This window comes from Vibrio sp. 2092 (assembly GCF_033339635.1).
Lineage (GTDB): Bacteria > Pseudomonadota > Gammaproteobacteria > Enterobacterales > Vibrionaceae > Vibrio > Vibrio alginolyticus.
The window spans coordinates 1-23,991 of the sequence record NZ_JAWOUY010000031.1 but is presented as its reverse complement, the minus strand read 5'-3'; the positions used below and the strand labels follow the sequence as shown (position 1 = coordinate 23,991).

At 45.2% G+C, this 23,991-nt stretch carries 21 protein-coding genes; 11 read left to right on the top strand and 10 right to left on the bottom strand.

The window, feature by feature from the left end:
* Positions 1-149: 149 nt before the first annotated feature.
* From R7P80_RS28295 to R7P80_RS28285, 3 genes are all read left to right on the top strand, one after another.
* Positions 150-752, top strand: coding sequence for a YitT family protein (locus tag R7P80_RS28295; protein ID WP_213964612.1), 603 nt, complete (start codon positions 150-152; stop codon positions 750-752).
* A 90-nt stretch (positions 753-842) separates the two neighbouring features.
* A complete protein-coding gene (locus tag R7P80_RS28290) occupies positions 843-2,363 on the top strand; it encodes a transcriptional regulator (protein WP_225492188.1) in 1,521 nt (506 codons plus the stop codon).
* A gap of 131 nt (positions 2,364-2,494) precedes the next feature.
* Complete coding sequence (locus tag R7P80_RS28285) at positions 2,495-3,394, top strand: hypothetical protein (protein WP_222716747.1); 900 nt, start codon at positions 2,495-2,497, stop codon at positions 3,392-3,394.
* A 103-nt stretch (positions 3,395-3,497) separates the two neighbouring features.
* Here R7P80_RS28285 and treC read toward each other — a convergent pair whose 3' ends face one another.
* From treC to gmhB, 4 genes are all read right to left on the bottom strand, one after another.
* Entirely contained in the window at positions 3,498-5,183 is a 1,686-nt protein-coding gene (gene treC / locus R7P80_RS28280; RefSeq protein ID WP_151514563.1) for an alpha,alpha-phosphotrehalase, read from the bottom strand.
* Positions 5,184-5,270: 87 nt separating this feature from the next.
* Positions 5,271-6,695 carry a PTS trehalose transporter subunit IIBC gene (treB, locus tag R7P80_RS28275; protein ID WP_005381959.1) on the bottom strand — a complete coding sequence of 475 codons (1,425 nt, stop codon included), beginning with the start codon at positions 6,693-6,695 and terminating at the stop codon, positions 5,271-5,273.
* Between the two features lie 176 nt (positions 6,696-6,871).
* On the bottom strand, positions 6,872-7,819 hold the full coding sequence (treR, locus tag R7P80_RS28270; protein WP_033905853.1) for a trehalose operon repressor TreR: 948 nt from the start codon (positions 7,817-7,819) through the stop codon (positions 6,872-6,874).
* A 74-nt stretch (positions 7,820-7,893) separates the two neighbouring features.
* Entirely contained in the window at positions 7,894-8,445 is a 552-nt protein-coding gene (gene gmhB, locus R7P80_RS28265; protein ID WP_005381961.1) for a D-glycero-beta-D-manno-heptose 1,7-bisphosphate 7-phosphatase, read from the bottom strand.
* Positions 8,446-8,786: 341 nt separating this feature from the next.
* Here gmhB and metN point away from each other — a divergent pair, with 341 nt between their 5' ends.
* The 3 genes from metN to R7P80_RS28250 are packed head-to-tail and all read left to right on the top strand — an operon-like array spanning position 8,787 to position 11,330.
* Positions 8,787-9,821: a methionine ABC transporter ATP-binding protein MetN gene (gene metN / locus R7P80_RS28260; RefSeq protein WP_005381962.1), complete on the top strand. Its 1,035-nt coding sequence runs from the start codon at positions 8,787-8,789 to the stop codon at positions 9,819-9,821.
* Positions 9,811-10,488 (top strand): methionine ABC transporter permease, encoded by a 678-nt coding sequence (locus R7P80_RS28255; RefSeq protein ID WP_005383604.1) that lies wholly within the window; start codon positions 9,811-9,813, stop codon positions 10,486-10,488. Before metN ends, R7P80_RS28255 begins: the two co-directional genes overlap by 11 nt.
* A 32-nt stretch (positions 10,489-10,520) precedes the next feature.
* The gene (locus R7P80_RS28250) at positions 10,521-11,330 is read left to right on the top strand and encodes a MetQ/NlpA family lipoprotein (RefSeq protein ID WP_005381966.1); all 810 of its coding nucleotides are present in this window, start codon (positions 10,521-10,523) and stop codon (positions 11,328-11,330) included.
* Positions 11,331-11,456: 126 nt separating this feature from the next.
* Here R7P80_RS28250 and R7P80_RS28245 read toward each other — a convergent pair whose 3' ends face one another.
* Both R7P80_RS28245 and syd read right to left on the bottom strand, forming a co-directional pair.
* Complete coding sequence (locus R7P80_RS28245) at positions 11,457-12,233, bottom strand: Zn-ribbon-containing protein (protein WP_005383605.1); 777 nt, start codon at positions 12,231-12,233, stop codon at positions 11,457-11,459.
* A 2-nt stretch (positions 12,234-12,235) separates the two neighbouring features.
* Positions 12,236-12,781, bottom strand: a complete 546-nt coding sequence (gene syd / locus R7P80_RS28240; RefSeq protein ID WP_005381970.1) for a SecY-interacting protein — start codon at positions 12,779-12,781, stop codon at positions 12,236-12,238.
* A gap of 108 nt (positions 12,782-12,889) precedes the next feature.
* Here syd and queF point away from each other — a divergent pair, with 108 nt between their 5' ends.
* The 5 genes from queF (at position 12,890) to xni (ending at position 20,355) form a co-directional block, all read left to right on the top strand.
* Positions 12,890-13,735 carry an NADPH-dependent 7-cyano-7-deazaguanine reductase QueF gene (gene queF / locus R7P80_RS28235; RefSeq protein WP_225492186.1) on the top strand — a complete coding sequence of 282 codons (846 nt, stop codon included), beginning with the start codon at positions 12,890-12,892 and terminating at the stop codon, positions 13,733-13,735.
* 164 nt (positions 13,736-13,899) lie between these two features.
* The gene (locus R7P80_RS28230) at positions 13,900-16,182 is read left to right on the top strand and encodes a tetratricopeptide repeat protein (protein ID WP_017635678.1); all 2,283 of its coding nucleotides are present in this window, start codon (positions 13,900-13,902) and stop codon (positions 16,180-16,182) included.
* A 98-nt stretch (positions 16,183-16,280) separates the two neighbouring features.
* A complete protein-coding gene (locus R7P80_RS28225; RefSeq protein WP_033905849.1) occupies positions 16,281-17,846 on the top strand; it encodes a sensor domain-containing diguanylate cyclase in 1,566 nt (521 codons plus the stop codon).
* 291 nt (positions 17,847-18,137) lie between these two features.
* Positions 18,138-19,514, top strand: a complete 1,377-nt coding sequence (gene ppnN / locus R7P80_RS28220; RefSeq protein WP_005383611.1) for a nucleotide 5'-monophosphate nucleosidase PpnN — start codon at positions 18,138-18,140, stop codon at positions 19,512-19,514.
* Positions 19,515-19,572: 58 nt separating this feature from the next.
* Positions 19,573-20,355, top strand: coding sequence for a flap endonuclease Xni (gene xni / locus R7P80_RS28215; RefSeq protein ID WP_054579049.1), 783 nt, complete (start codon positions 19,573-19,575; stop codon positions 20,353-20,355).
* Positions 20,356-20,464: 109 nt separating this feature from the next.
* On the opposite strand, the gene rlmM is transcribed toward xni, so the two are convergent.
* From rlmM to R7P80_RS28195, 4 genes are read right to left on the bottom strand one after another with little or no spacing between them, the layout of a single operon-like run.
* On the bottom strand, positions 20,465-21,556 hold the full coding sequence (gene rlmM, locus R7P80_RS28210) for a 23S rRNA (cytidine(2498)-2'-O)-methyltransferase RlmM (protein ID WP_017820611.1): 1,092 nt from the start codon (positions 21,554-21,556) through the stop codon (positions 20,465-20,467).
* Positions 21,553-21,951 carry a DUF423 domain-containing protein gene (locus tag R7P80_RS28205; RefSeq protein WP_047010151.1) on the bottom strand — a complete coding sequence of 133 codons (399 nt, stop codon included), beginning with the start codon at positions 21,949-21,951 and terminating at the stop codon, positions 21,553-21,555. Before R7P80_RS28205 ends, rlmM begins: the two co-directional genes overlap by 4 nt.
* Entirely contained in the window at positions 21,941-22,564 is a 624-nt protein-coding gene (locus R7P80_RS28200) for an alpha/beta fold hydrolase (protein ID WP_053302995.1), read from the bottom strand. Before R7P80_RS28200 ends, R7P80_RS28205 begins: the two co-directional genes overlap by 11 nt.
* A complete protein-coding gene (locus tag R7P80_RS28195) occupies positions 22,545-23,465 on the bottom strand; it encodes a transcriptional regulator GcvA (RefSeq protein ID WP_005383616.1) in 921 nt (306 codons plus the stop codon). The genes R7P80_RS28200 and R7P80_RS28195 overlap by 20 nt, the downstream gene beginning before the upstream one ends.
* Between the last annotated feature and the right edge of the window lie 526 nt (positions 23,466-23,991).

Sequence of the window (23,991 nt, the reverse complement as noted above, 5' to 3'; positions counted from 1 at the left end):
CGACAATCTATTGCCTGTCAAATTTGTGCTTTACACCCTGTAAAACAGCAATTACATAGGTTTACCGTAAATTTTACCCTCTAGCTACCGAAAAGATCATCTTTTTACTACTATGCACGCCTTATTTATCACTAATGACTGCAACATTGATGGAAAAACACTCATTAAAAGAAGACTGGATAGCGATTCTCACGGGTACCTTTTTAGTAGCTCAAGGCGTTTTCTTTCTCCAATCCGCGAACCTTCTAACAGGAGGCACGACTGGATTGGCTCTGCTTATTAGCCAATTTACACCTTTTACCTTTGGTGTGCTGTACTTTTTAGCAAACAGTCCTTTTTACTTACTAGCATGGAAACGCTTCGGCCGTCATTTCGCCATTAATAGTGCCATTTCTGGCGCGTTGGTTTCTATCTTTGCCGATCATCTTTATTTGCTAATCTCGCTCGAATCGGTAAATGAAGTTTATTGCGCCGTCGCAGGCGGGCTTTTAATGGGGCTCGGTATGCTGATCCTATTCCGACATCGCTCCAGCTTAGGTGGCTTTAACGTGCTGTGTTTGTTTATCCAAGACAAATTTGGCATTTCAGTTGGCAAAAGCCAAATGGCAATCGATGCATGTATCCTGTTTTCTTCATTCTTCTTTGTTACACCAGAAGTGATTGGCCTTTCAATTTTGGGGGCGTTTGCACTCAATGTCGTGTTAGCGATGAACCACAAACCGCACCGCTATTCCGTGACCTACGGTTCATAAATTTTTGATAGTGATTGAAGCGCGATTTATAAGATTTCGCGCTCCAATCGCTATATAATACTTCGCGATTTCCAAATAGATCGGTACGGTATGCGCGACTTTCTGCAACAAGCTAAACAGACTCACAGTTGTATTGCGATTGGAGAGCTGATCTATAACCCGAAGACACAGACCCTTCATCAAGATGCTATCGCGATTGATCTTGAACCTCGCACCATTGAATTATTAGAACTGCTGCTAACAAGCGTGGGACATCCGCTCTCTGCCGATACCATTATCGAAACCATTTGGCAGAGCAAATTCATCTCTAAGAATGTGCTCACGAACCGCATTAGCACCTTACGTGCACTGCTACAGCAGTACTTACCCGAATACGATGCCGCTAAGCTTTTAGTCACTTACCCCCGCAAAGGCTACTTTCTTAACCCTGCCAATATTCGTTTAGTGCCACCAGCGAAAAGTCATCGGCGCGTTATCTCAACCCAGGTGGCGAGTAATAAGAACTTCAAGCTGATTTTTGCTTACAGCTTATGTGCCGTACTTGTAGTTTGTAGCGTGACGCTCGCAAGCTTGTTATGGCAACGCCAAGAAATCTCAACACAACAAACACGTCATCAACTACTGATTCCCAAAGTCGAGCTACTACTCAACCGTGTCGATTCAATCGGCTCTCAGGCGCGAAAATACCGCATACTGGTCAAAGCCATCTTGCTGCAACAACAGGTCGAATATCCATACACCGACATCGCCAACCAAGATGCTCCTAGTTACTTTCTTGATCCTATCGGTCATACGCCATATTTCCCTGGCGCACGAAACATGCAGACCAGCGACTACGAGCTCAATATCGAGTTAAAAGACGGCACAAAACAGGGCATCTTGAAAGCGCAGATGAACCTTATTTATCCTGCGACGGGCAAGCTGGCGTTTCGCAATGAGTACACACTGCGTTTATCTGCCTTACAATCGGATATTTTCCAAATGCACTCGGATGTCGCGCAATACTTCAATCTGCCTGCACCTTCGGCAAGTTCGTGGCAGCTTTCGGATATTCACAAAAAAATGTTATTCGAGAATGCCTTTTCTAGCCAACCTCTCCGACAATCTGATGAATTTGCGGCTATAACAACGGCAAGACATCTCGCCTTATACGAGCACGAACATCAAAAGCTGGAAGCGTATTTAACTCAAGTACAATCGTCGTTTGATGTTTTGCCAGATGAGCTGAGCCTCTGGTTAGGTCTATTGCATTTCAAATTAGGTAACTTAGACAGGGCAAAAGCTCTGTTAACGACACCAGATGGCGACTCACGTATCCAAAACGCACTGATTTATACCTTTGTGTCTCACATTGCTTATAAGCAGAACAAACTTGAACAGTTCCGTCTCAACTACATGGAATCACTGGTGGCGCTGCTGCGCGTTTTACCTTCCGAAACCTTGTTTGAGCGTCTTTCTCAATCTGAATCAAAAGAGACTTGCCTCCAACCGTGGAAAACGTTGCATGTTAGTGTGACCGATCAAGAAATCATAAGCCGATGGAAAGCGCTCATTAACGAGTATTGCACTAACGTAGCCAACGAAATAACCCCAAACAAAACAAAGACCTAAATATAAAATTAAGCTTTCATTAACCCCTGTTAGCTTTTGTTTTTTGCCCTTTTTCTCTCACTGAACTTAGCATGCTCGCATTCAAGCAACGGCCCAACATGAAACGGCCTTATCAATCAGGAATGTAAACCATGCTAAACAAAATGACGCTTATCGCAGCAGCAACTCTGGCTCTTTACGGCTGTGGCGGAGGTTCGTCTTCTGGCAGTGCGAATCCAAACAAAGTGCCTCAAGAAAGTTTCGACGTCTCGATTCACAACTCAATCTTCGCTCCCACGCCAAGCACACAGCTAAACTACGCATTTAGCTTGGATGGCCAACCAGAAGGCGACATGAAACTGAGCTTCCAAGCGATGGGTCGCGAGCAAATATTGGCAGCATTGGCACAAATCCCAAACAGCGAGGCAATGGTCCAGTTGGTTAATGACTTGGTGAACTACGGCGCCGAACAGTTCTACTATTCAGACGAGCAGTACAACGACGACGAAGAGAGCAATACGCTTTACTTTGCAGGATCAGATGGTGCACTCCATGAAATCACTGACGCTTATTTCATTGGTCATCAGTTTATTGCCATGCTTATGCACAGCGGTCCGATTTTCCGCCTAAACGGTGACGACGTAAAAGAGAAAAGCCCGAATATTGACATCGGTGAAGAAACTATGTCTCTGCAAACCACTCTTACAGGCTACGCAGTTCACAACCTTCTAGACCGTTTTGAAGAGCATGAGTGGGTACAAAACCTTCCTATGACAGCATCTTGCCAAGTGGTTTGGCAACAGCAAATCCGAGAGACTGGCGTGCGTAAAGCGTTCTCGATCTCAGGCAAGAAAATTGAAGCGGCATACCTGATGGAAGAGAACATCTACAACCTAAACTGTGATGACATGGACTCAATGGAGTTCGCCACTTCGGCAGAACGTTGGTTTAATCCGAGCTTAGGTCTGATAGAACAAATTGAACTGCTGAAAGTACAACAATTACAAATCAACGAAGAGAAAGTGCAGCTAACAGCGATTGAAACAAAATAAGCCTGTACTCCACAAGTATCTCGCATCTCAATAAAAAAGGCTTTGGGGAGCACACCAAAGCCTTCATCTCGAACATCAATCTTAGGGGTGATGACACCCGAGTTTATTCTTCTATCAATAAAATACGAGTTTCGTAAGGTCGTAACACTTGATGGTTTGACGCGACTGCGCTTGCTGAGTTTTGATAGTTAGATAGCAAGTTTTTCGCCTTACTCATATCAAAACGTTCTGGCAGAACGCATTCCACCTCTTCAGCGTAGTAGTTATTGATACACAGCAGCGTTTGCTTATCGTTCTGACGAGCGTAAGCGAAAATACGTTTGTGCTCTGGCAGCAGGTCCTCGTAACGGCCATCGGTGATGACTGGAACCTGTTTACGCAGTTCAATCAGACGCTTGTAAAAGTAGAACACCGAGTTCAAATCGGCAACCGCAGCTTCAGCATTGATTTCAGAGTAATTCTGCGCCACTTCAAGCCACGGCGTTCCCTCAGTAAAGCCCGCGTGTTTTGCACTGTTCCATTGCATTGGTGTACGTGAGTTATCACGCGACTTCTGTGCCAAGATCGCCATCATATCGTCATGAGATACACCATCACGGTTGACCATAATGTCGTACATGTTAGTACTTTCAACATCACGATATTGGCTGATTTCGGTATAACCCGGGTTGGTCATGCCGATCTCTTCCCCCTGGTAAACATAAGGTGTGCCTTGCATCATGTGCACTGATGCCGCAAGCATCTTGGCAGATTCAACACGGTATTGCTCGTCGTTACCTAATCGGCTCACAACGCGTGGCTGGTCGTGGTTACACCAGAACAGCGCCCCCCACCCTTTGCCATTTAAGCCCGCTTGCCAATGATTGAAGATCTGTTTTAGCTGAATGAAATCAAACGGCGCTTTGGTCCATTTTTCACCATTTGGATAATCGACTTTCAGATGATGGAAGTTGAACACCATGGATAGCTCTTTGCCGTCTAGCGAAGAATATTGCTGGCAGTGATCTAGTGTGGTGGAAGACATTTCACCCACTGTTACGCTGCCGTATTTTTGAAACACAGATTCGCTAATCTCTTGAAGGTATTCGTGCACGCGTGGGCCGTCGGTGTAGAAGCGGCGACCATCACCAATATCGTCACTTGGAAAATCTTGCTGCTTGGAAATCAGGTTGATAACGTCGAGACGGAAACCATCGACTCCCTTCTCTGCCCAGAAGCTGATGACTTCTTTCACTTCTTCACGCACTACTGGGTTTTCCCAGTTTAAGTCCGCTTGCTCTTTAGCAAAAAGGTGCAAATAGTACTGACCTGTTTTTTCATCCAGCGCCCAAGCGTTGCCACCAAACTTTGATTGCCAGTTGTTTGGTTCAGCACCATCTACCGGATCTTTCCAGATGTAGTAATCACGGTATGGGCTGTTTTTATCACCCAGTGCGGATTGGAACCACTTGTGTTCTGTCGACGTGTGGTTCACTACAATGTCCATGATGATACGAATACCCAACTGATGCGCTTCTGCTAGCAAAGTATCGAAATCTTCCATAGTGCCGAACTCAGGGTTGATCGAGTAGTAATCGGATATGTCATAACCGTTGTCGATCATTGGCGATTGGTAAACCGGCGTCAGCCAAATCGCATCCACACCAAGATGCTTAAGATAATCCAGCTTAGAAATGATCCCTTTGATGTCGCCCGTGCCTTTACTGCCACTGTCACAAAAGCTTTTTGGGTAAATTTGATAGATGGTTGCGGTTTTCCACCAGCTCTCATCATGCTTGGTCATAGCCATTTCTAACACTCACTTACCAGTAATCGGAAACTTAAAATTTGAAAAGAAAAATAGGAGGAGGCAGCCCAGTCACTGCCTCAAATAGAATTACGCGTTTGCAGGCTCAAGCTCACCTTTGGCTTGTGCACGCTTATAAAGAATTAACGTTAATGCAGCAGGTACTAGCATTGCGACTAACATAGCCAAAGCAAAAATGCCCCAGAACTGCGGTTGGATAGACAAGATGCCCGGCAAACCGCCCACACCGATACCGTTCGCCATTACGCCCGCACTACCACAAATAGCAGCAGCACACGCACTACCGATCATCGCGCTCAGCATTGGGAACTTGTATTTCAAGTTGATACCGTACATCGCCGGCTCGGTCACACCAAGGTAAGCAGAGATAGCCGCAGGCACCGAGATATCACGCTCGCCATGTTTTTTACTGATGATAATGATGCCGACGACCGCAGACGCTTGAGCAATATTTGAAAGCGCAATCAGAGGCCAAATTGGCGTGCCGCCTAGCTCTTGCATTAATTGAAGGTCAACCGCGTTGGTGGTGTGGTGAATACCAGTAATGACCAATGGCGCGTATAGGAAGCCGAAGATGGTTGAGCCAATCATTGCGAAGTCACCTGTCATGGCTGCTTTTGCTGCGAAAGCAACGCCGTCACCCAACATACGGCCGAATGGACCAATAATAGAGTGCGCAAGAATCACAGACACGATGATAGAGACAAACGGCACAACCACTAGGTAAAGGTAAGACGGAATGATGCGTTTTAAGTTGGTTTCAATAAACGCCAGTGCCATACCAGCGAGCATTGCCGGAATCACTTGCGCTTGGTAGCCCACTTTCTCGATGGCGAATAAGCCAAAGTCCCACACTTCGGGTACTTGCTTACCAATCAGGTAGGCGTTCATCAACTGCGGAGAAACCAATGTCACACCAAGCGTGATACCCAGAATCGGAGTACCGCCGAGCTTTTTCACTGTCGACCAACACACGCCAACTGGTAGGAAGAAGAAGATCGCCTCACCAATCAGCCATAAGAAAGAGTGTACCGTTGCCCAAAACTGGCTGATTTCCGTTAGCGTTTGACCATCAAACATCTTGATGTCGCCAATCACGTTACGGAAACCAAGGATCAGACCACCGGTGATGATCGCTGGTAGCAGTGGTACAAAGATTTCTGCAAGGTGGGAAATACCACGCTCAACGATATTCATGTTTTGACGAGCAGCGTTCTTCGCTTCGTCTTTGCTGGCTTCACTTTTACCCGTCAGTCCGATCAGTACCTTGTAAACTTCATCCACTTCAGTACCGATAACCACTTGGAACTGGCCTGCGTTGGTAAAACAGCCCTTCACCATCGGTAATGCTTCTAACTGTTTCGTATCTGCTTTGTCCGTATCATTTAGAACAAAACGCAAGCGAGTTAGACAGTGACTTACACTGGCAATATTGTCCGGCCCCCCGACCAGCTCAATAAGACGCTCCACGTCTTTACGCGCAATCTTACTCATAACTTTGTCCACCCTGTATTGGATACATTCGATTCATCATTTTGTTTTTATAAATGGGAACATTCCCATTTCTTGATTTTAATATTGCCATCCGAAGGCAAAAAACAAAATGGGAACAGTCCCATTAATTGAGAGTGATCACAGTATAATTTTAGAGCAGATCGTTTTAGTGTGGGTCAATAAACGATAGGCTGTTGAGTAAAGTGAACCACTTCCTCATCGCCATTTAATTGATTGATCAGCATGTTAGCGGACTTCTCACCTGCAAGGGTATAACCTGGGTCGACACTAAATACTTTAGGGAAAAGGAAAGAGAGCAATTCATTACCACCAACACCTGTCACAACCACGTCTTCACGTCCTAACTCTTGAAGACGCTTAATCACGCCCAACGCGATAGTGTCACTGGCGCACACGATGGCCTGAGTATCAGATTGAAGGACTTTGTCTACCAACTGATAAGCACTTTCATGGCTCAACTTACCCGTTTGGAAACAAGGTGTAATTTGCTTGCGTTGACACCAAGCTTTATAAGCATTTAGACGAGCTAAGCCAGTGGTTTTGTCTTCAGGATCAACACCAATATAAGCAATGCGAGATAAAGATTGCTGCTCAAGGTGCGACAAAGCCATGTCTATCACACCTTGGTTATCGTAGTTGATCGAGGAAACCATTTGCGTGTCCATCGCGATCACGACGATACGATTCCCCCACTCCGCCAATGCTCGCTCATCACATCCAGTAAAGCCAAACACGATCACCCCATCGACGTTGCGACGTTTAAGCACATCCAAATGTTCATTGGTTTTATCGCGATCGAATTGGCTCTCCATGATCACCGCATCATAACCAGCGGAATACAAAGCATTGAGCATGGTACCAACGGCGCGATTTTCTGATGGTGAATCCAAACGGGAGATGATAACCCCAATGACTTTTTGGCTGCCACCACGCATCGACTGCGCCGACTTTGATGGGACGTAGCCTGATTCACGAATGATTTGCTCTACCTTCTCTCGCGTTTGGGGTTTCACTTTTGGATCGTTAGTAAGCACACGGCTTACTGTCGATTTGCCCACGCCTGCCAATTTTGCGATATCAAGAATGGTGAGTTTTTTGCTCATAAGTGTTCAGATTAAAAGAAGGAATCAAACAAAAGGGAAGCAGTGGCTTCCCTTATCTCAGTCAGTAATGAATATTACTTGTTTAAGTACGCAGGCACATCTGCAATGCTATCCAATACTACCGTTGCAATGGCTTCGCCCTGTTCCGTTACTGGCTTACCAGTGCGAACCAAAATCTTAGTGCCAACGCCTGCCGCTTCTGCTGCCATCATGTCTTCAGCTTTATCGCCGATCATCACAGATTTCTCCATGTCGATCTTCAAGAAGTCACGCGCAGAAATGAACATACCTGGTTTTGGCTTACGGCACTCACAATCTTGCTTGTACTCGCCAATGCCATGTTCTGGATGATGTGGACAGTAATAGATACCATCGAACTCAACACCATTATCAGCAAAGTTCCAATCCATCCATTGAGTCAGAGACAAGAAACGGTCTTCACTGAATTTACCGCGTGCGATGCCCGATTGATTCGTCACTAACACTAGAAGGTAGCCTTTATCTTTTAGCGCTTTCGTCGCTTCAAATACACCATCAATGTACTCAAAATCATGTTCGTCATGAACGTAGCCGTGGTCAACGTTTATCACGCCATCACGATCGATAAAAACAGCAGGTTTTGCCAAAACGTATTTCTCTATTAACTCGGTTTAATCAGATTATTACATACCTTATAAACTTCAACACTATCTAATTCATTCTAGGCCTCGACAAAACGGTTGATTTGTTGGGCAAGAATCGGTAAATCTGAGGGTGCCCCGCCGTCTACCTCCTGCTTGTTATCTATACATCTTCGTTTCAAAACAGAACATCCATACATTTAGACGTCTAGACGTAAAAATATCTATTGACTTCATTCTGCTTAACCCATAGCATCAACTGAAAATTGAGATAAAGCTCAACATTAAGTTCTGTCAAAGGCCGTTTTTGACAGCGAAGTTCCCCGTATCTTTGGGCAGGTTGAAACATGATAGAAATAAAAAACGTCAATAAAGTGTTCTACCAAGGCAGTAAGGAAATCCTTGCCCTGAAAGACATTAACCTACACATCGACAAAGGCACCATCTTTGGTGTTATCGGTTCATCAGGTGCTGGTAAAAGTACGCTGATTCGCTGCGTAAACATGTTAGAAGCGCCGACCTCTGGTTCCATCATCGTTGATGGTGTGGATCTAACCAAACTCAGCAAAAAACAACTAGTCGAAACACGCCGTAACATTGGCATGATCTTCCAGCACTTTAACCTGCTTTCGTCTCGTACTGTGTTTGATAATGTAGCACTGCCACTAGAACTGGCAGGTAAAGACAAATCGCAAATCACAACAAAAGTAACTGAGTTGCTAAAGCTTGTAGGCTTAGCCGACAAACACGAGAGCTACCCATCTAACTTAAGTGGCGGCCAAAAACAGCGTGTGGCAATTGCTCGTGCATTGGCATCCGATCCTAGCGTGCTGCTTTGTGATGAGGCCACTAGTGCGCTAGACCCGGCAACAACTCAATCTATCCTTGAGTTATTGAAAGAGATCAACCGCAAACTCAACATCACGATTTTACTTATCACTCACGAAATGGAAGTCGTAAAAAGTATCTGTCACGAAGTAGCAATCATCGGTGGTGGTGAGCTGGTGGAAAAAGGCACCGTTGGCGATATTTTTGCGCACCCTAAGACAGAGCTGGCACACCAATTCATTCGCTCAACGCTGGATCTTTCCATTCCTGAAGATTACCAAGCTCGTCTGCAAGCAGAGCGTGTTGATGGCAGCTACCCGTTGGTTCGCTTAGAGTTTACTGGCGCAACCGTCGATGCACCGTTAATGTCGCAAATTTCTCGTAAATACAATATTGATGTGAGTATTTTGAGTTCCGACCTTGATTACGCTGGTGGCGTGAAATTCGGCATGATGGTCGCAGAGCTATTTGGTAACGAAGAAGATGACAACGCAGCTCTTGAATACCTGCGTAAGCACAACGTAAAAGTAGAGGTACTTGGTTATGTCCTTTAATACGATTTCTGAATGGCTGAGCTTAAACAGCAAACTACTTTTAGGTGCAACGTGGGAAACGCTTTACATGGTTGCGGTTGCCGGATTAGTCGGCTTTGCTGTGGGTATTCCATTAGGCGTAATCCTCCATATTACTAAGAAAGGCGGCCTACTTGAAAACACCAAACTAAATAGCGGCTTAGGCGCTATCGTTAACATTGGTCGTTCTGTGCCATTCCTCGTACTGATGGTTGCGATTATTCCAGTGACAAAAATGCTAGTTGGAACCTTTATCGGTACAACCGCAGCAATCGTCCCACTGACTATTGGCGCCATTCCTTTTGTCGCTCGTCTTATTGAAGGTGCTTTATTAGAAGTACCGACAGGCTTGGTGGAAGCAGCGCAGTCAATGGGGGCGACACCAACACAGATCATCACAAAAGTTCTACTACCTGAAGCAATGCCGACTATTGTTAACTCAGTAACGATTACCTTGGTCACTCTCGTTAGCTACTCAGCTATGGCGGGTACGGTAGGCGGCGGCGGCCTAGGTGACGTAGCCATTCGTTACGGTTTCCACCGCTACGATGTAACTATCATGGCCGTGACTGTCGTGATGTTGATTGTTCTAGTACAGATTATTCAGTCTATCGGTGACGCAGTGGTGCGCCGTGTAGACCACAGATAAGTATCAAAAATACAAATTATAAGGAGATAAAGATGAAATTTAGCCTTAAAGGTCTTTTGACTGTAGCAACGGCTGCCTCTGCTCTTGCTCTAGCGGGTTGCGGCGACAAAGAAGTAGACGTAAACAAAGTAAAAGTTGGCGTTATTGCTGGTGCTGAAGCACAAGTAGCCGAAGTTGCCGCTAAAGTAGCAAAAGAGAAATACAACCTAGACGTTGAGCTAGTAACATTTACCGATTACGTAACACCAAACGCCGCTCTGGATGATGGTTCAGTAGACGCGAATGCGTTCCAACACAAACCATACCTAGATCAACAAGTGAAAGACCGCGGCTACAAACTGGCTATCGCGGGTAACTCATTCGTTTACCCTATTGCTGGTTACTCAAAGCAAGTAAAATCAATTGATGAAATTCAAGATGGCGCACGCATCGCAGTACCAAACGACCCAACTAACCTAGGTCGCTCACTACTGCTTCTTGAGCAACAAGGTTTGATTACGCTACGTGATGGCGTTGGTCTACTCGCTACAGTACGTGACATCGTAGGCAACCCTAAAAATATCGAAATCATTGAACTAGAAGCCCCACAGCTTCCGCGTTCATTGGATGACGTAACGCTATCTATCATCAACACCACTTACGCAAGCTCTATCGACCTATCGCCAGAGCGTGACGGCGTGTTCGTTGAAGATAAAGACTCACCATACGTAAACCTAATTGTCGCTCGCGAAGAAAATGTTAATGCGCAAAACGTACAAAACTTCGTAAAAGCTTACCAAACGGAAGAAGTTTACGAAGCGGCAAAAGAGCTGTTCAAAGGCGGTGTTGTGAAAGGTTGGTAATCCCACTTTTCAAAACATGACTGAAAACAACGTTCTAAACATAAACGTTCTAAACACAAAAGGGCTGATGTGAAAACATCAGCCCTTTCTATTTGTCTATCTACCCATTTAAGTAGCTTCAATTCGCTACTTAAGATGGTCCCAAGAGATATTCGACACGATTCGGCAGTCATCACACTTAAAATGAAATATGTCATGTAGTGGCTCATCGAGTAGCCACTCGCCATCGCATTTTGGACACTTGCGCGCTTTCTCGCTCTCCAGCGACTGACCACCGACACGATACTGGTAATAGTACGTAGGGATCTTCGTGATGTATTCGATACGGCCACGTAAGTCCCAACCTCGGCGAAACAGCACACTATCCACATCGCAAATTTCGTGCAGCGCCGCATGTTCCGCTCGGCAGCCCCCTGCCATTTGGATTTCATCACACGCTTGCCACTCAGTCTGCCACTTAATGACGGCTTTATGGTCTCCATTAAGTGTTGGCTCATTACGATACAAAGGAATTGGCAACAGGGTTTCACCACTTCGCAAAGGCGAACACGTATGAACATAAGTCGTGTACAACACTTGCCAGCTAGGTGTCTCTTCTTCGGCTGCTTGTTCTGAATTCAAATCACGCCCCAGCATACGCATTTTCGGAGCAAGCAAAGACGCATCCGACAAACGGTTCATGCACACTTTGACGAAATCTGAGTGATAACGTGGATGTAAGCTGTCTTGTTCTGGGCAAACAACACGAACGAAAAATTCACCTTCTCCCATCACTATCGGGAATTCACGACCTAATACTTGGCCGTTGTAACGCAGAGCATCCATCAAGCCATTAATGGCTTTGTCTACCGCGCTGACGGTGGTGTTATCAAAACACTCAAACTGCAACTCAACAACATACATACTTAGACGGCAGCCTCTAACTTATTCAAGAACTCAACCAATGAATCTGCCAATACATCACGTTTAGAGGTGCCCAAACGCTCTAGAATCACATTGCCAGTGAGGTTACAAATAGAAATCACATCCATTTCCTCATCTGTCGCTGCGATAAATACTGTTGGTTTAAGTTTCAAGCGGCGCTGCGTCACCAAATGACCAAGAATATTTTCTTGTAGACGCACGAAATCGTCATCGCTCCAGACTTGCAGCAGCGTCAACGAATTACCTTGCCAAGTTGCCTCCATATCGGCGCAGTATTGAGAACCATAAAAGGCTTTAACATCATCTTGCAGTGACAACTCAATCGCATTTTCCACATTGGTGAAATCGGCCATTTCATCACGTGCGACCGCTTTCCAAAGCACCTTTCCATCACGCTTCTCTTCGACACAAGGAGAAACAAGCTCTGCAAGCTCTTCACTGCTTGGCAACTCATTGTGCTTAGCTTGCCAAGCTTGTTGGTAGCGCAGGCTGAACTCTTGTAGCGCCTGAGTAACGTTTTGGGTCATGAAGGTCTCCTCATTCCTTATTTATCAGATAGCCGTACTTGCCGGATGGCAATTGACCAGCGGATTCAGTAAAATTCTCGCCATTCTAATCGAAAACGACCACAAAGTATGAGCAAATATTCTGACGCTAAAGAGCTTGCTGGCCTAACACTAGGTAAAACGACCGAGTATGCGAACCAGTATGACCCAAGCTTGCTGCAACCAGTCCCTCGCAGCCTGAACCGAGATGACCTTCAGTTAGGCGATACTCTGCCTTTCATGGGGCACGACATTTGGACGCTGTATGAACTGTCTTGGTTAAATAGTAAAGGTTTACCACAAGTGGCCGTTGGCGAAGTATACATTCCAGCCACCAGCGTAAACTTGATTGAATCGAAGTCTTTCAAACTGTACTTAAACAGCTATAACCAAACCCGCTTTGCAAGCTGGGAAGAAGTGACTGAGCGTTTAACACAAGACCTGTCTGAATGCTCAGGTGAAAAGGTGCTGGTTGAGGTGAATCCAGTGACCCACTATACCAATCAACCTATCGTTACAATGGACGGTGAATGTATTGATGACCAAGACATTCACATCACCAGTTACGATTTTGATGCCGATTTGCTTGAAGGTGCAGCAGGTGAAGTACAAGTAGAAGAGGTGCTACATAGCCACCTATTGAAATCAAACTGTTTGATCACTAACCAACCTGACTGGGGCAGTGTAGAAATTCGCTACCAAGGCGCAAAAATAGATCGTGAGAAGCTGTTACGTTACTTAGTGTCTTTCCGCGAGCACAATGAGTTCCACGAGCAGTGTGTAGAGCGTATTTTTACGGATCTAATGAAATACTGCCAACCTAGCAAACTGACCGTATTTGCCCGCTATACGCGTCGTGGTGGCTTGGATATCAACCCTTACCGCTCAACAGAACAAGATAAGCCAGCTCACAATCACCGTATGGCTCGTCAGTAAGCGCATAGGCAACAGAAATAAGTTCGGCAATCTAAAGGGTTGCCGGACGTTTTTATTGTCCAAGCATGTTACTATATCAAATGGCTTCAACCCGCATTTAAACGGCTAATTGAGGCTTTTCGCCGTTATCGCCATATCTAAAAACAGTTCGAGGGAACGAAAGGATGTTTTGGGACAGTTCGCGTCTATTCAAATTGATTGGCTTTCTTTGCTTGCTGTTTGTACAGCCACTTCATGCAACCATTTTATCGTCCGCGTTACTCAACGAAGCACAACAATTGGCGGAAATAGAACCATCACAAGCAAAACAAGCGGCAACCAACTATTTGTCACAGCGTGAACTAACAGAACGCAAAGAAAGTGACAGCCCTTCAGCCATGTCTCGCGACGAAACAGATCGTAGCGTTCGCACACCAAGCAGCACCATCGAAGCGCACAAGATTATCGCTCAGGCAGATTACGCCATGGGTAATGTTCGTTCGGCTATCGAGCACCTAAATAAAGCGGAACGCTTAGCGCAAGAATATCAATTGCCGTACATGGACTTAGATCTCCAGCTGATGCGCAACCAAATGATTTGGATGTACGACGAAAACTACTCAAAAGCGGAAGACACGCTTAACCAAATTGAACAACAGCTCGATGAAGCCGATGCCGTATTACAACGCACCGACAGTGTTCGCTACCGACTAGTGATGCAAAGAGCACTCCTCGCTTCACATAGTGGCGATATCATTAAAGCGGAAAACTTGTACTCTGAAGCAAAGACCATGCTTGACGATAGCCGCTCTGAGTTAGCCTTGATCGACTACTACACAGCCGTCGGCGAGTTTTACCTCAATAGCAAGAAATACAATTTGGCTTTGTCAGAACTGCTATACGGTTATTGGCAATCTATTGAAAGTAACAGTGGTGCAAGGTTAGCAAAAGTGAATCGCCTTTTGGCTAGGCTCTTCCAGGAGCGACGAGTGTACGACAAAGCGATCGAATACTTATCTCAAGCCGCAGATTTTTATGACTCTTACCCTAGCTCTCCGATCCTAGCGGACGTCCTAGAGCAAATGGGCGACATCTACTTTTATCAGGGTAAGTTTAACCTTGCGTTAGTGCATTACTTCAACGTGCTTGACCATGAAAGTACCAGTAAGAACATCAATAGAATCATTAAAATTCGCTTAAGCTTGGCGGCTACCTACCTACAACTCTATAACTATGCGCTAGCAGAGCAGTACTTAGACCGCTCTAAAGAGCTTTTAGAATACACCAATATTCCTAAGCTTGAAGCAAAGGCTGCCCTGCTTCAGTCAGGTCTGGCTTATCATCAAAATGACAGTAAAGACGTCATTACTAACGCAAAGCTGGCGTTAGCGCTTGCTGAAAAGTCACCTGAAAATAACAACTTCATTAAGCAGCAGTCATACCGTTTACTTGGGTTGGGTTACGAGCAGGCAGGCGAATACAAACTTTCTCTGCAAGCTTATAAAAAATACACAAACCTCGTTCGTCTAGAACAAAAGCAGCTTAACCAAATCAGTGAGGATGCGTTCCGTCAGCAAAAAGAATTTGCCGAACAAACCATCCATTACATCGGTCAATCAGAACGCTTAGAGCAAGTGGAAAGAGAGCATCGTAAATTCCAGAAAATCTCATTTGCATTGTTTATTACTGTATTGGTCATGTTTTTGTTCATTATGCGCCGTGGTGTCATTATGCAGCGCCAAGCAAGTGAAATCGAAAAACTGCGTAACGACCTCTTCACCCACTCTCGCTCTCGTTTACGTAACTTGCGTATGCTGAATGTTAAGCTTTCTCGCTCATTGAAAAAGTCGAGCGAAACTTTCGAGCAATGGCAAATGGGTGAATTGATCCACGAACCACTTAATGATCGCCTACGCTTTGTTATGATCGATTTGCCATTCTTACGAAGCATGTACGTCCATAACGGCTATAAGGCAGGTCTAGAACTAGAACGTGCATTTGGCGACTTCCTTGCGGAAAAAATAGAAAAACCGTCGCGTCTTTACCATTTCTCAGATGCGAACTTACTCTACATAGAACCGAACGCTGACCGTGATGCTTCTGCCGAAGTCATGTTCGAAAAATTCCAGACTTGGGTGGATGAGTTCGCTCAGCAGCACAACGTCAATCGTATTATTCGTATGGGCATCAGCGATTATCCGTTCTTACCCCGAGCCTACACTGCAATTAACGATGAGGAATTACTCGATCTGTTGTTGCTTGCGACTCACATCGCACGAGAAGTCAGCTTGAAGGATAAGCAAAGCCACTGGGTGTTCTTAAAAGCCATCGATAATGCGCCTGCTGCTAGCTTTGCAACAGGTAACATAAGAACTGCCTGTCAACATGCCATTAGCCAAGGCCTGATCAAGATCCATTCGTCCTACAAGAATGAGGACGACATCAAGAAAATATTAAAAAATGGATAATTAAACGCCTGTTGAACGTAATAACTAATGACGCTATAAAGTTTTTTGTTATTATCAGATAATTGTCAGTAGTACATGGACTTAACCGTAGTCACTTCATGGGAATCTTGGAATCCGATATTCAGTCGCAGCTGCATCAGCTGAGTTGTCAACTTGACCAACTCAGACTGACTCATCGTGATACTTCACTCAAATTCAAACGTGAACAACAAGTTCTTAAACGCGTTGTGGCATCATTGTCTTCAGCTTGCCAGGGTTCGAATACTCAGGTATCCAACTACCTATTTGAAATCCAACAAGAGCTGCAACATCAAAAAGATATCAGCACTCTTATCCCGCGTTTAGCGGTATTAGAGAGGATGCTCAAACAGCAGTCGAAGACGATGGATAAACAGAACGGTTACCTTAACGAACAAATCAAGCACAGTGGTGAAACACTGCAACGTGTCACGGGCTTACCTGCGCAGTTAAAACGTGAACTACGGAACCTGATGAGTTTCTCTGAAGTTCACGCCAGCAATAAAGCTGATCAAGCCACTAAGCTACTGAGTATTTACGAACGCGCTCTGAAAATCATCACGTCTAATTCACGTCTACATCTTAGTGAATTTGAAAACAATCCCGACAGATCTCAGCTTGAGTGCTTAGCCAGCGACCTCCAACATACTATTACAGAGCTGGATTTCGAGGGAGAATCAGGCGATAGATTGCTGGATATTCGCGCTAAGTTGCTCCTTGGCGTGAGTGCCGAGTCTCTCATTGAGCTTACGCTCTCAACGCTGAAATTGGTTGTCGAAGCAACAAAGTTCGAGCGCGAGGCGTCTAGCCAATTCCTTGATCAGCTGAACACTTCTCTCGCAAGTAACCTAAAAACCGTTCATCAGAACGTCGACCAGCATCATACCTACTTTGAACACCGCCAAGAGCTCAACACAGAAATGAACAGCTTGGTTGAATTAAGCCAAAAGTCACTTAATCAAGCTCAAGATATCGCGGTTGTGAAAAAAGAAATCACGCCTCTTCTCGAAAAAATGGCGTCGCTGACAGAGCGACTGAAAATGACGGAAGAGCGAGAGCAAGCGCTGCAAGAACGGTTAAGTTACAGTAAGAACCAACTCGAAGCGGTATTTGAAACTACGCAAGATTATCGTCGACGCTTAGATGACCAAGCTCAGCGTATGTTGCTCGACCCGCTGACTAAAGTTTATAACCGCACTGCATTTAACGATCGACTAGAGCTAGAGTATCGCCGTTGGATTCGCTCTCAGCAAAACCTTCGTGTTGTGCTGTTTGATGTAGACAATTTCAAAGCGGTGAATGATAGCTATGGTTATACGGCTGGCGATAAAGCGCTGAAGATTATCGCTCGTACTATTAACAAGCGCGTATCAGAAACGGAAACAGTGGCTCGCTTTGGTGGCGAGGAGTTCATTCTACTCGTCCCGGAACAATCTGAAGAATACACACTGGATCTGATTAAGCATATCCAGCGTGATATTAGCCAATTACCCTTTAAGTTCCGTGAGCAAAATATCATGATTACCTTAGCTGCAGTATCGACGTCTTTCAAAGAGTCCGATACGCCAGAGTATGTGCTCGATCGTCTTGGCAAGATGCTTGCGGACGCTAAAAAACGTGGAACAAACCAGCTTAACTGGAGCTAAGATTCGTACAAAAAGCGAGCAAACAAACCAAGTTTGGTGCAATCTGCGCTTTATAACCACCCATTTTCAACGAGTTATCACATTTCTTCCCTTTTAGTCTGCTAAGCTGTAAAAACCCAAGTCACTTCAAGATGATGTATTTATAAAAGGCAAATGTATCATCTTGAGGTTGCTTGGGAGTTGATAACCATAAAACCAAATCGGCCAACTACCTTTCATCAAACCATACGTATAACACCAAAAAGGTAAGTTGGTACTTTCCCTCAAATTAATGCAACACAAGGAGGCGTTATGATTACCCATATAAGCCCCGCTGGTAGCATGGACTTGCTATCTCAACTAGAAGTAGAGCGCTTAAAGAACACAGCCTCGAGTGAACTTTATCAGCTGTACCGTAATTGCACATTAGCGGTGTTGAACTCCGGTAGCCATACCGATAACTCGAAAGAACTGCTCGATAAATACCAATCGTTTGATGTCAACGTCGTGCGTCGTGAGCGTGGTATTAAGCTTGAGCTGACTAATCCGCCAGAGCACGCTTTTGTTGACGGCGAAATAATTAAAGGTATCCAAGAGCATCTGTTCTCCGTATTGCGTGATATCGTTTACGTAAACATGCATTTGGCAGACGCCCAGCGGCTCAACCTTACTAACCCAATTCACATTACGAACCTCGTGTTCGGCATTCTTCGTAATGCCAGAGCATTAACTCCAGGTATCGCACCTAATCTTGTCGTATGTTGGGGTGGTCACTCTATCAATGGAGTGGAGTATCAGTACACACGTGAAGTGGGTAACGAACTGGGCCTGCGTGAACTTAACATCTGCACAGGTTGCGGCCCTGGTGCAATGGAAGGGCCGATGAAAGGTGCAGCAATTGGGCACGCAAAGCAACGTTATACTCAGCAACGTTATCTTGGTTTAACCGAACCCTCGATTATTGCTGCCGAGCCACCAAACCCAATAGTAAATGAACTGGTCATCATGCCCGACATCGAAAAGCGCTTGGAAGCTTTCGTCCGTATGGCTCATGGTATCGTTATTTTCCCAGGAGGCCCGGGCACAGCGGAAGAGCTACTGTACATTCTTGGCATCATGATGCACCCGGATAACGCCGATCAACCAATGCCTATCGTATTAACAGGACCAAAAGAGAGTGAAGAGTACTTCCGCTCTATTGATGAGTTCATTCGCGACACACTTGGTGAGGAAGGGCAAAAGCACTACGAGATCATCATTGACGACCCGGCAGAAGTCGCTCGTATTATGAAACGCTCCATGGACTCGGTACGCCTTCACCGAAAAGAGAAAGGCGATGCGTACAGCTTTAACTGGTCATTGAAAATTGAGCCAAACTTCCAACTGCCATTTGAACCTACTCATGAGTCGATGGAACAATTGGATTTAAGCCTAGATCAAGAACCGCAAGTTTTAGCGGCCAACTTGCGTCAAGCCTTCTCTGGCATAGTTGCAGGTAACGTAAAGGCTGAAGGTATTCGAGAAATAGAACGTAGAGGGCCTTTCACCATTCATGGCGACGCAGTCCTCATGAAAAAACTCGATAAGTTGCTAAAAGACTTTGTCGAACAGCACCGAATGAAATTACCTGGCGGTTCAGACTACGAACCGTGTTATCGAATCGCTCACCCGGAAATTGGTGGTCGATAGTCAGGCTAGCATTCGTTACACTAGGGGCATTACGCCCCTTTTTTATTGCTAAGTCATTATGTCTATTCATCTTGTTATCATTGATGCCCTAAACCTGATCCGCCGAGTGCACTCAGCACAACCAGATCCAACCGACATAGCAAGAACCATAAGCACAACGCAAAGAACCCTCACTCGCATTCTGTCAGAGGCCAACCCGACACACATCATCGCGGTTTTTGATCACCACGAACAAGACAGAGGTTGGCGCGCTGAAATTCTCCCTGACTATAAGCAAAACCGAAAACCAATGCCTCAGCCATTACTGCAAGGGTTAGATGCGATTCAACAAGCGTGGTGGGAGCAAGGTATTGATTCATTGCTGTCTGAAGGCGATGAAGCAGATGATTTGGTTGCTACACTCGCAACGAAAGTGGCCAGCCATGGTGAAAAAGTCACCATCGTTTCCACAGACAAAGGTTACTGCCAGCTACTTTCCCCTACCCTACAAATCCGTGATTATTTCCAACATCGTTGGTTAGATGAACCATTTATCGAAAAAGAGTTCGGCGTAAAACCAAGTCAACTAGCGGATTACTGGGGATTAACAGGGATAAGCTCTAGCCAGGTTCCGGGCGTACCTGGAATTGGCCCGAAAGCAGCGAAAGAGATTCTCACTCAGTTTGAGAGTATTGAAGCTGCCTACGCTAGTGAAGATCTCGTACCGAAATACCGTAAAAAATTGGATGAGCACATTGAGTCTGCTCGTTTATGTAAACGCGTCGCCGCTTTAAAGTGCGATATAGAACTAGGCTTTAACTTGCAAGATATTCGCTTTTTAGGGCCAAACAAAGCGGAGTAGTGTCCGATGGTAGTTTCACACCATGAAATCCGGCAGATATTAAAAAAGCGCCATTTGAAGGCGCTTTTTCTATTCTAATCACTATTCCCAAAAGACTCGGGGAATAAAGTTAGTAAGGTGAAATATTCGACAGACATTGGATATGAATCGTGATCTCTTCACGATCATGATACAAATGTTTAGCTTGTAGCTTGAACTTTACCTTATTATCAATGAGGAACTGCTTCAGATTTTCAAGGTCTTGCAGCACTTCGTCATAACGCCCTTTCATTGGCAGCTTAAGGTTAAAGATAGCCTCTTTTGCCCAACCTTTTAACAGCCACTGTCCCATCAGGTGAGCAACACGAGCTGGCTTTTCCACCATGTCACAAACAATCCATGTTACGTTCTTGCGGTCTGGTTCGAACTTAAAGCCATCCACCATATGGTGCTTGATCTGGCCAGTTTCCATCAAACTATCTGCCATCATGCCGTTATCAACGCAGTGAACGAACATTGAGCGCTTCACTAATTGGTACGTCCAACCGCCTGGACATGCACCTAAATCCACACCCCACATACCTGGTGCCAAACGCTCATCCCACTCTTCACGTGGAATAAAGACATGAAATGCTTCTTCCAGTTTAAGTGTTGAACGACTTGGAGCGTCTGCTGGGAATTTAAGGCGAGGGATACCCATGAAGAACTGTGAGTTGTTGTCAGTATAAGAGTAACCAACGTAACAGTGGCCAGGCTCAACAAAGCAAATGTGCAGTACTGGTTTTTTCGCGTTATCTTTGTTCAGCATTAAGCCTTTGCCGCGCAACGCTTGACGCATTGGGACGGTAAACTTACGGCAGAATTTCAGTAGCTCTTTCGCTTCATTTGTATCTGGCGTTTCAATTCTCAAATCACCACAACGAGGGAATGCTTCGATGTCTGCTAGTTCATTCAAAATTGGACTAATGCGGTCATCGCTTGGCAACGATTGAAACTCAGCTGCTACCGCAAACATTTGTCGAGCAAAAATTAAAGACTTAAAGTCTAAACCTCTCGCAAGTTTGTCGGCATCTCCATCTTGGTAACACTCGAAGACAACATAACCTGAGTTTCTCTTCACACGAGGGAAGCCATACACTTCCAACTGTGTCGCTTTGTCCTGAATTTCACCAGCACACTCTTTCTCAAAGCCAGAACGGCAATAGAGCATTAGTTGTTTCACTTGGAGACCTCTTTGATATTGAACGCAGCAAAAAAGAACAGACACCAACCAATCATGAACAGTAATCCTCCCACAGGAGTAATTGGCCCAAACCACTTAATGCCCGTCAGCGCCAGCGCGTAAAGACTGCCGCTAAAACAAAAGATGCCGATAATAAAGCAAATCGCCGCAATGAAAAAATATTTTTGTGCTTTTTGTCCCAAATTGAGCAGAAGCAGAATGGCACAAAACACAATCGCCAACGTGTGAATAAATTGATACAGAACTCCGGTCTCAAATACACCGAGCAAATAAGGGGCCAGTGTCGCTTTTAGCCCATGAGCAGCAAATGCTCCAAGAGCGACCGAAAGCAGCCCAGACAGACCAGAGAATGAGAGTAACCACTTACTTTTCACTGTACACCTCTTTTATAAACGCCGCTAACTGCTCTATCGCGAGTGCAATGTTACCCACTTCAGTATGACCTGAGCTCTTGCGCGGTTTGAAGCTGTGGTCACCATCAGGTAAAAAGCTCACCGTTACTTGTGACGAAAGGACGAAATCATCGAATTCCTCACGCTTACCAAAGGTGTCTCGTTCCCCTTGCAGAATCAGCGTAGGTTTCTCAATGGTTGCTAAGTGCTCGCCTTTGTATTTCTCTGGCTTTCCTGGCGGGTGAAATGGAAACCCTAAACAGGCAATGCCCGACACCAGCTCATTTTCAGCCAACAAGCTCGACATACGACCGCCCATTGACTTACCACCAATAACCACGGGAGAAGAAGTAAAGTGAGCGATCACTTCGCTGTATGCTTCGAGCAACTTTGGCGCGCGATCGGGCGGACGCTTTTTGCCATCTTCCGAACGTTTCACCATGTAAGGGAAATTAAAACGCACTACACGAATACCTTGCTCCACTAATCCTTTGGCGACCGCTGTCATGAAATCATGCTCCATCCCCGCACCTGCGCCGTGAGCAAAAATAAACAGCGGTCCGTTTTCAGGTCCCTCAGCTATCCAGTGATTCATCCAATACTTCCTCTTGTTCTTTTCTCGCGGTTGCTAACATCCAGTCTCTAAACGTTGCGATTCGGCCCATATCTGCCTGCTGTTCATGACACACCACATAGAATGCATTCTTAGATATCAACACCTCGTCGAATGGTGCAATGAGTCGTCCGGCTTCCATTTCAGGTTTGGCGAGTACGTTGTTACCGAGCGCGACCCCCTGACCGTGCGCAGCAGCCTGTAGCACCATCGTTGAGTGACTAAAAATAGGACCGTGGTTTACGTTGATGCCTTCAATGTTGTAATGACGAGCAAACTGCTTCCAGTCTTTACGCGAAGTATCGTGTAACAAAGTATGTAATTTGAGGTCACTTAAAGATTCTAATGGTTTGTTACCCAAAAGTAATGAAGGTGAACAAAGTGGGATCAAAAACTCTTGGTACAATTTATCTGCTCGCAAACCTGGCCAGTTCCCACGGCCATAGTAGATCGCCACATCAACATCATCAGTCAGTGAGCCTTCATCCATATCTACGGCTTTAATACGTACATCGATATCGGGCTCTTGAGCATTAAAATCGGCCAAACGAGGTACAAGCCATTGGATAGCAAAACTCGGCGGTAGGCTAATCGTCAATGCCCCTTTTTCGCTACGTTCCAACACCTTATCTGTCGCTTCCGCAATCGAGGTGAAAATATCTTTGATATCGAGAAAGTAACTTTGGCCTTCTTCTGTTAACAACAAAGAACGATTACGTCGACGGAAGAGCTTCAATGATAAGAACTCTTCAAGCGCTTTAATCTGGTGACTGACCGCGGCTTGAGTAACAAATAACTCTTCTGCTGCTCGTGTAAAACTGAGATGACGAGCAGCCGCTTCGAAGACTCGAAGCGAATTTAATGGAGGCAATCTGCGAGACATATGGGACCTCTAATAGGATTAGTTTTTTTAATCTGAAACATTATAAAATGTCCGTTGTCGAACAGCCAGATAAATTCTATATTTCACCCCGCAACACGGGCCTGAACGGCTTGATTTCTTTGGAAATCAATTGGCTTCGTTGTTGCGATGTTGTGTTTGCAAACTCGTATTTCGAGTTAGGTAGATTTCTACCATAATGTTTTGTCCACACTCCCTGTGACAAAACATATACTTCCTGTATTTATTTTTGACCTGTCTGTCAAATTTGTTACACCGCCTAAATTAGGCGGTGTTTTTTTATCTATCAAAAATCTCATCCGCATATCTGGCAGCAATATCACTTTATTACTCTTCTTTCGGATTAATTATCGTTATATCAACACAAAGTGTATGGCTTTGCGATGAGCCTCAACATTATGCTAAGTAATGGTTGTCTGTAACGCGATCAAAAGTAAATTACCACCTTCTAAAGAAGGTGGCTTTGTGTGAGCCCCCTAAAAGGGGGCCTTTGTTTAGTCCATCGCCA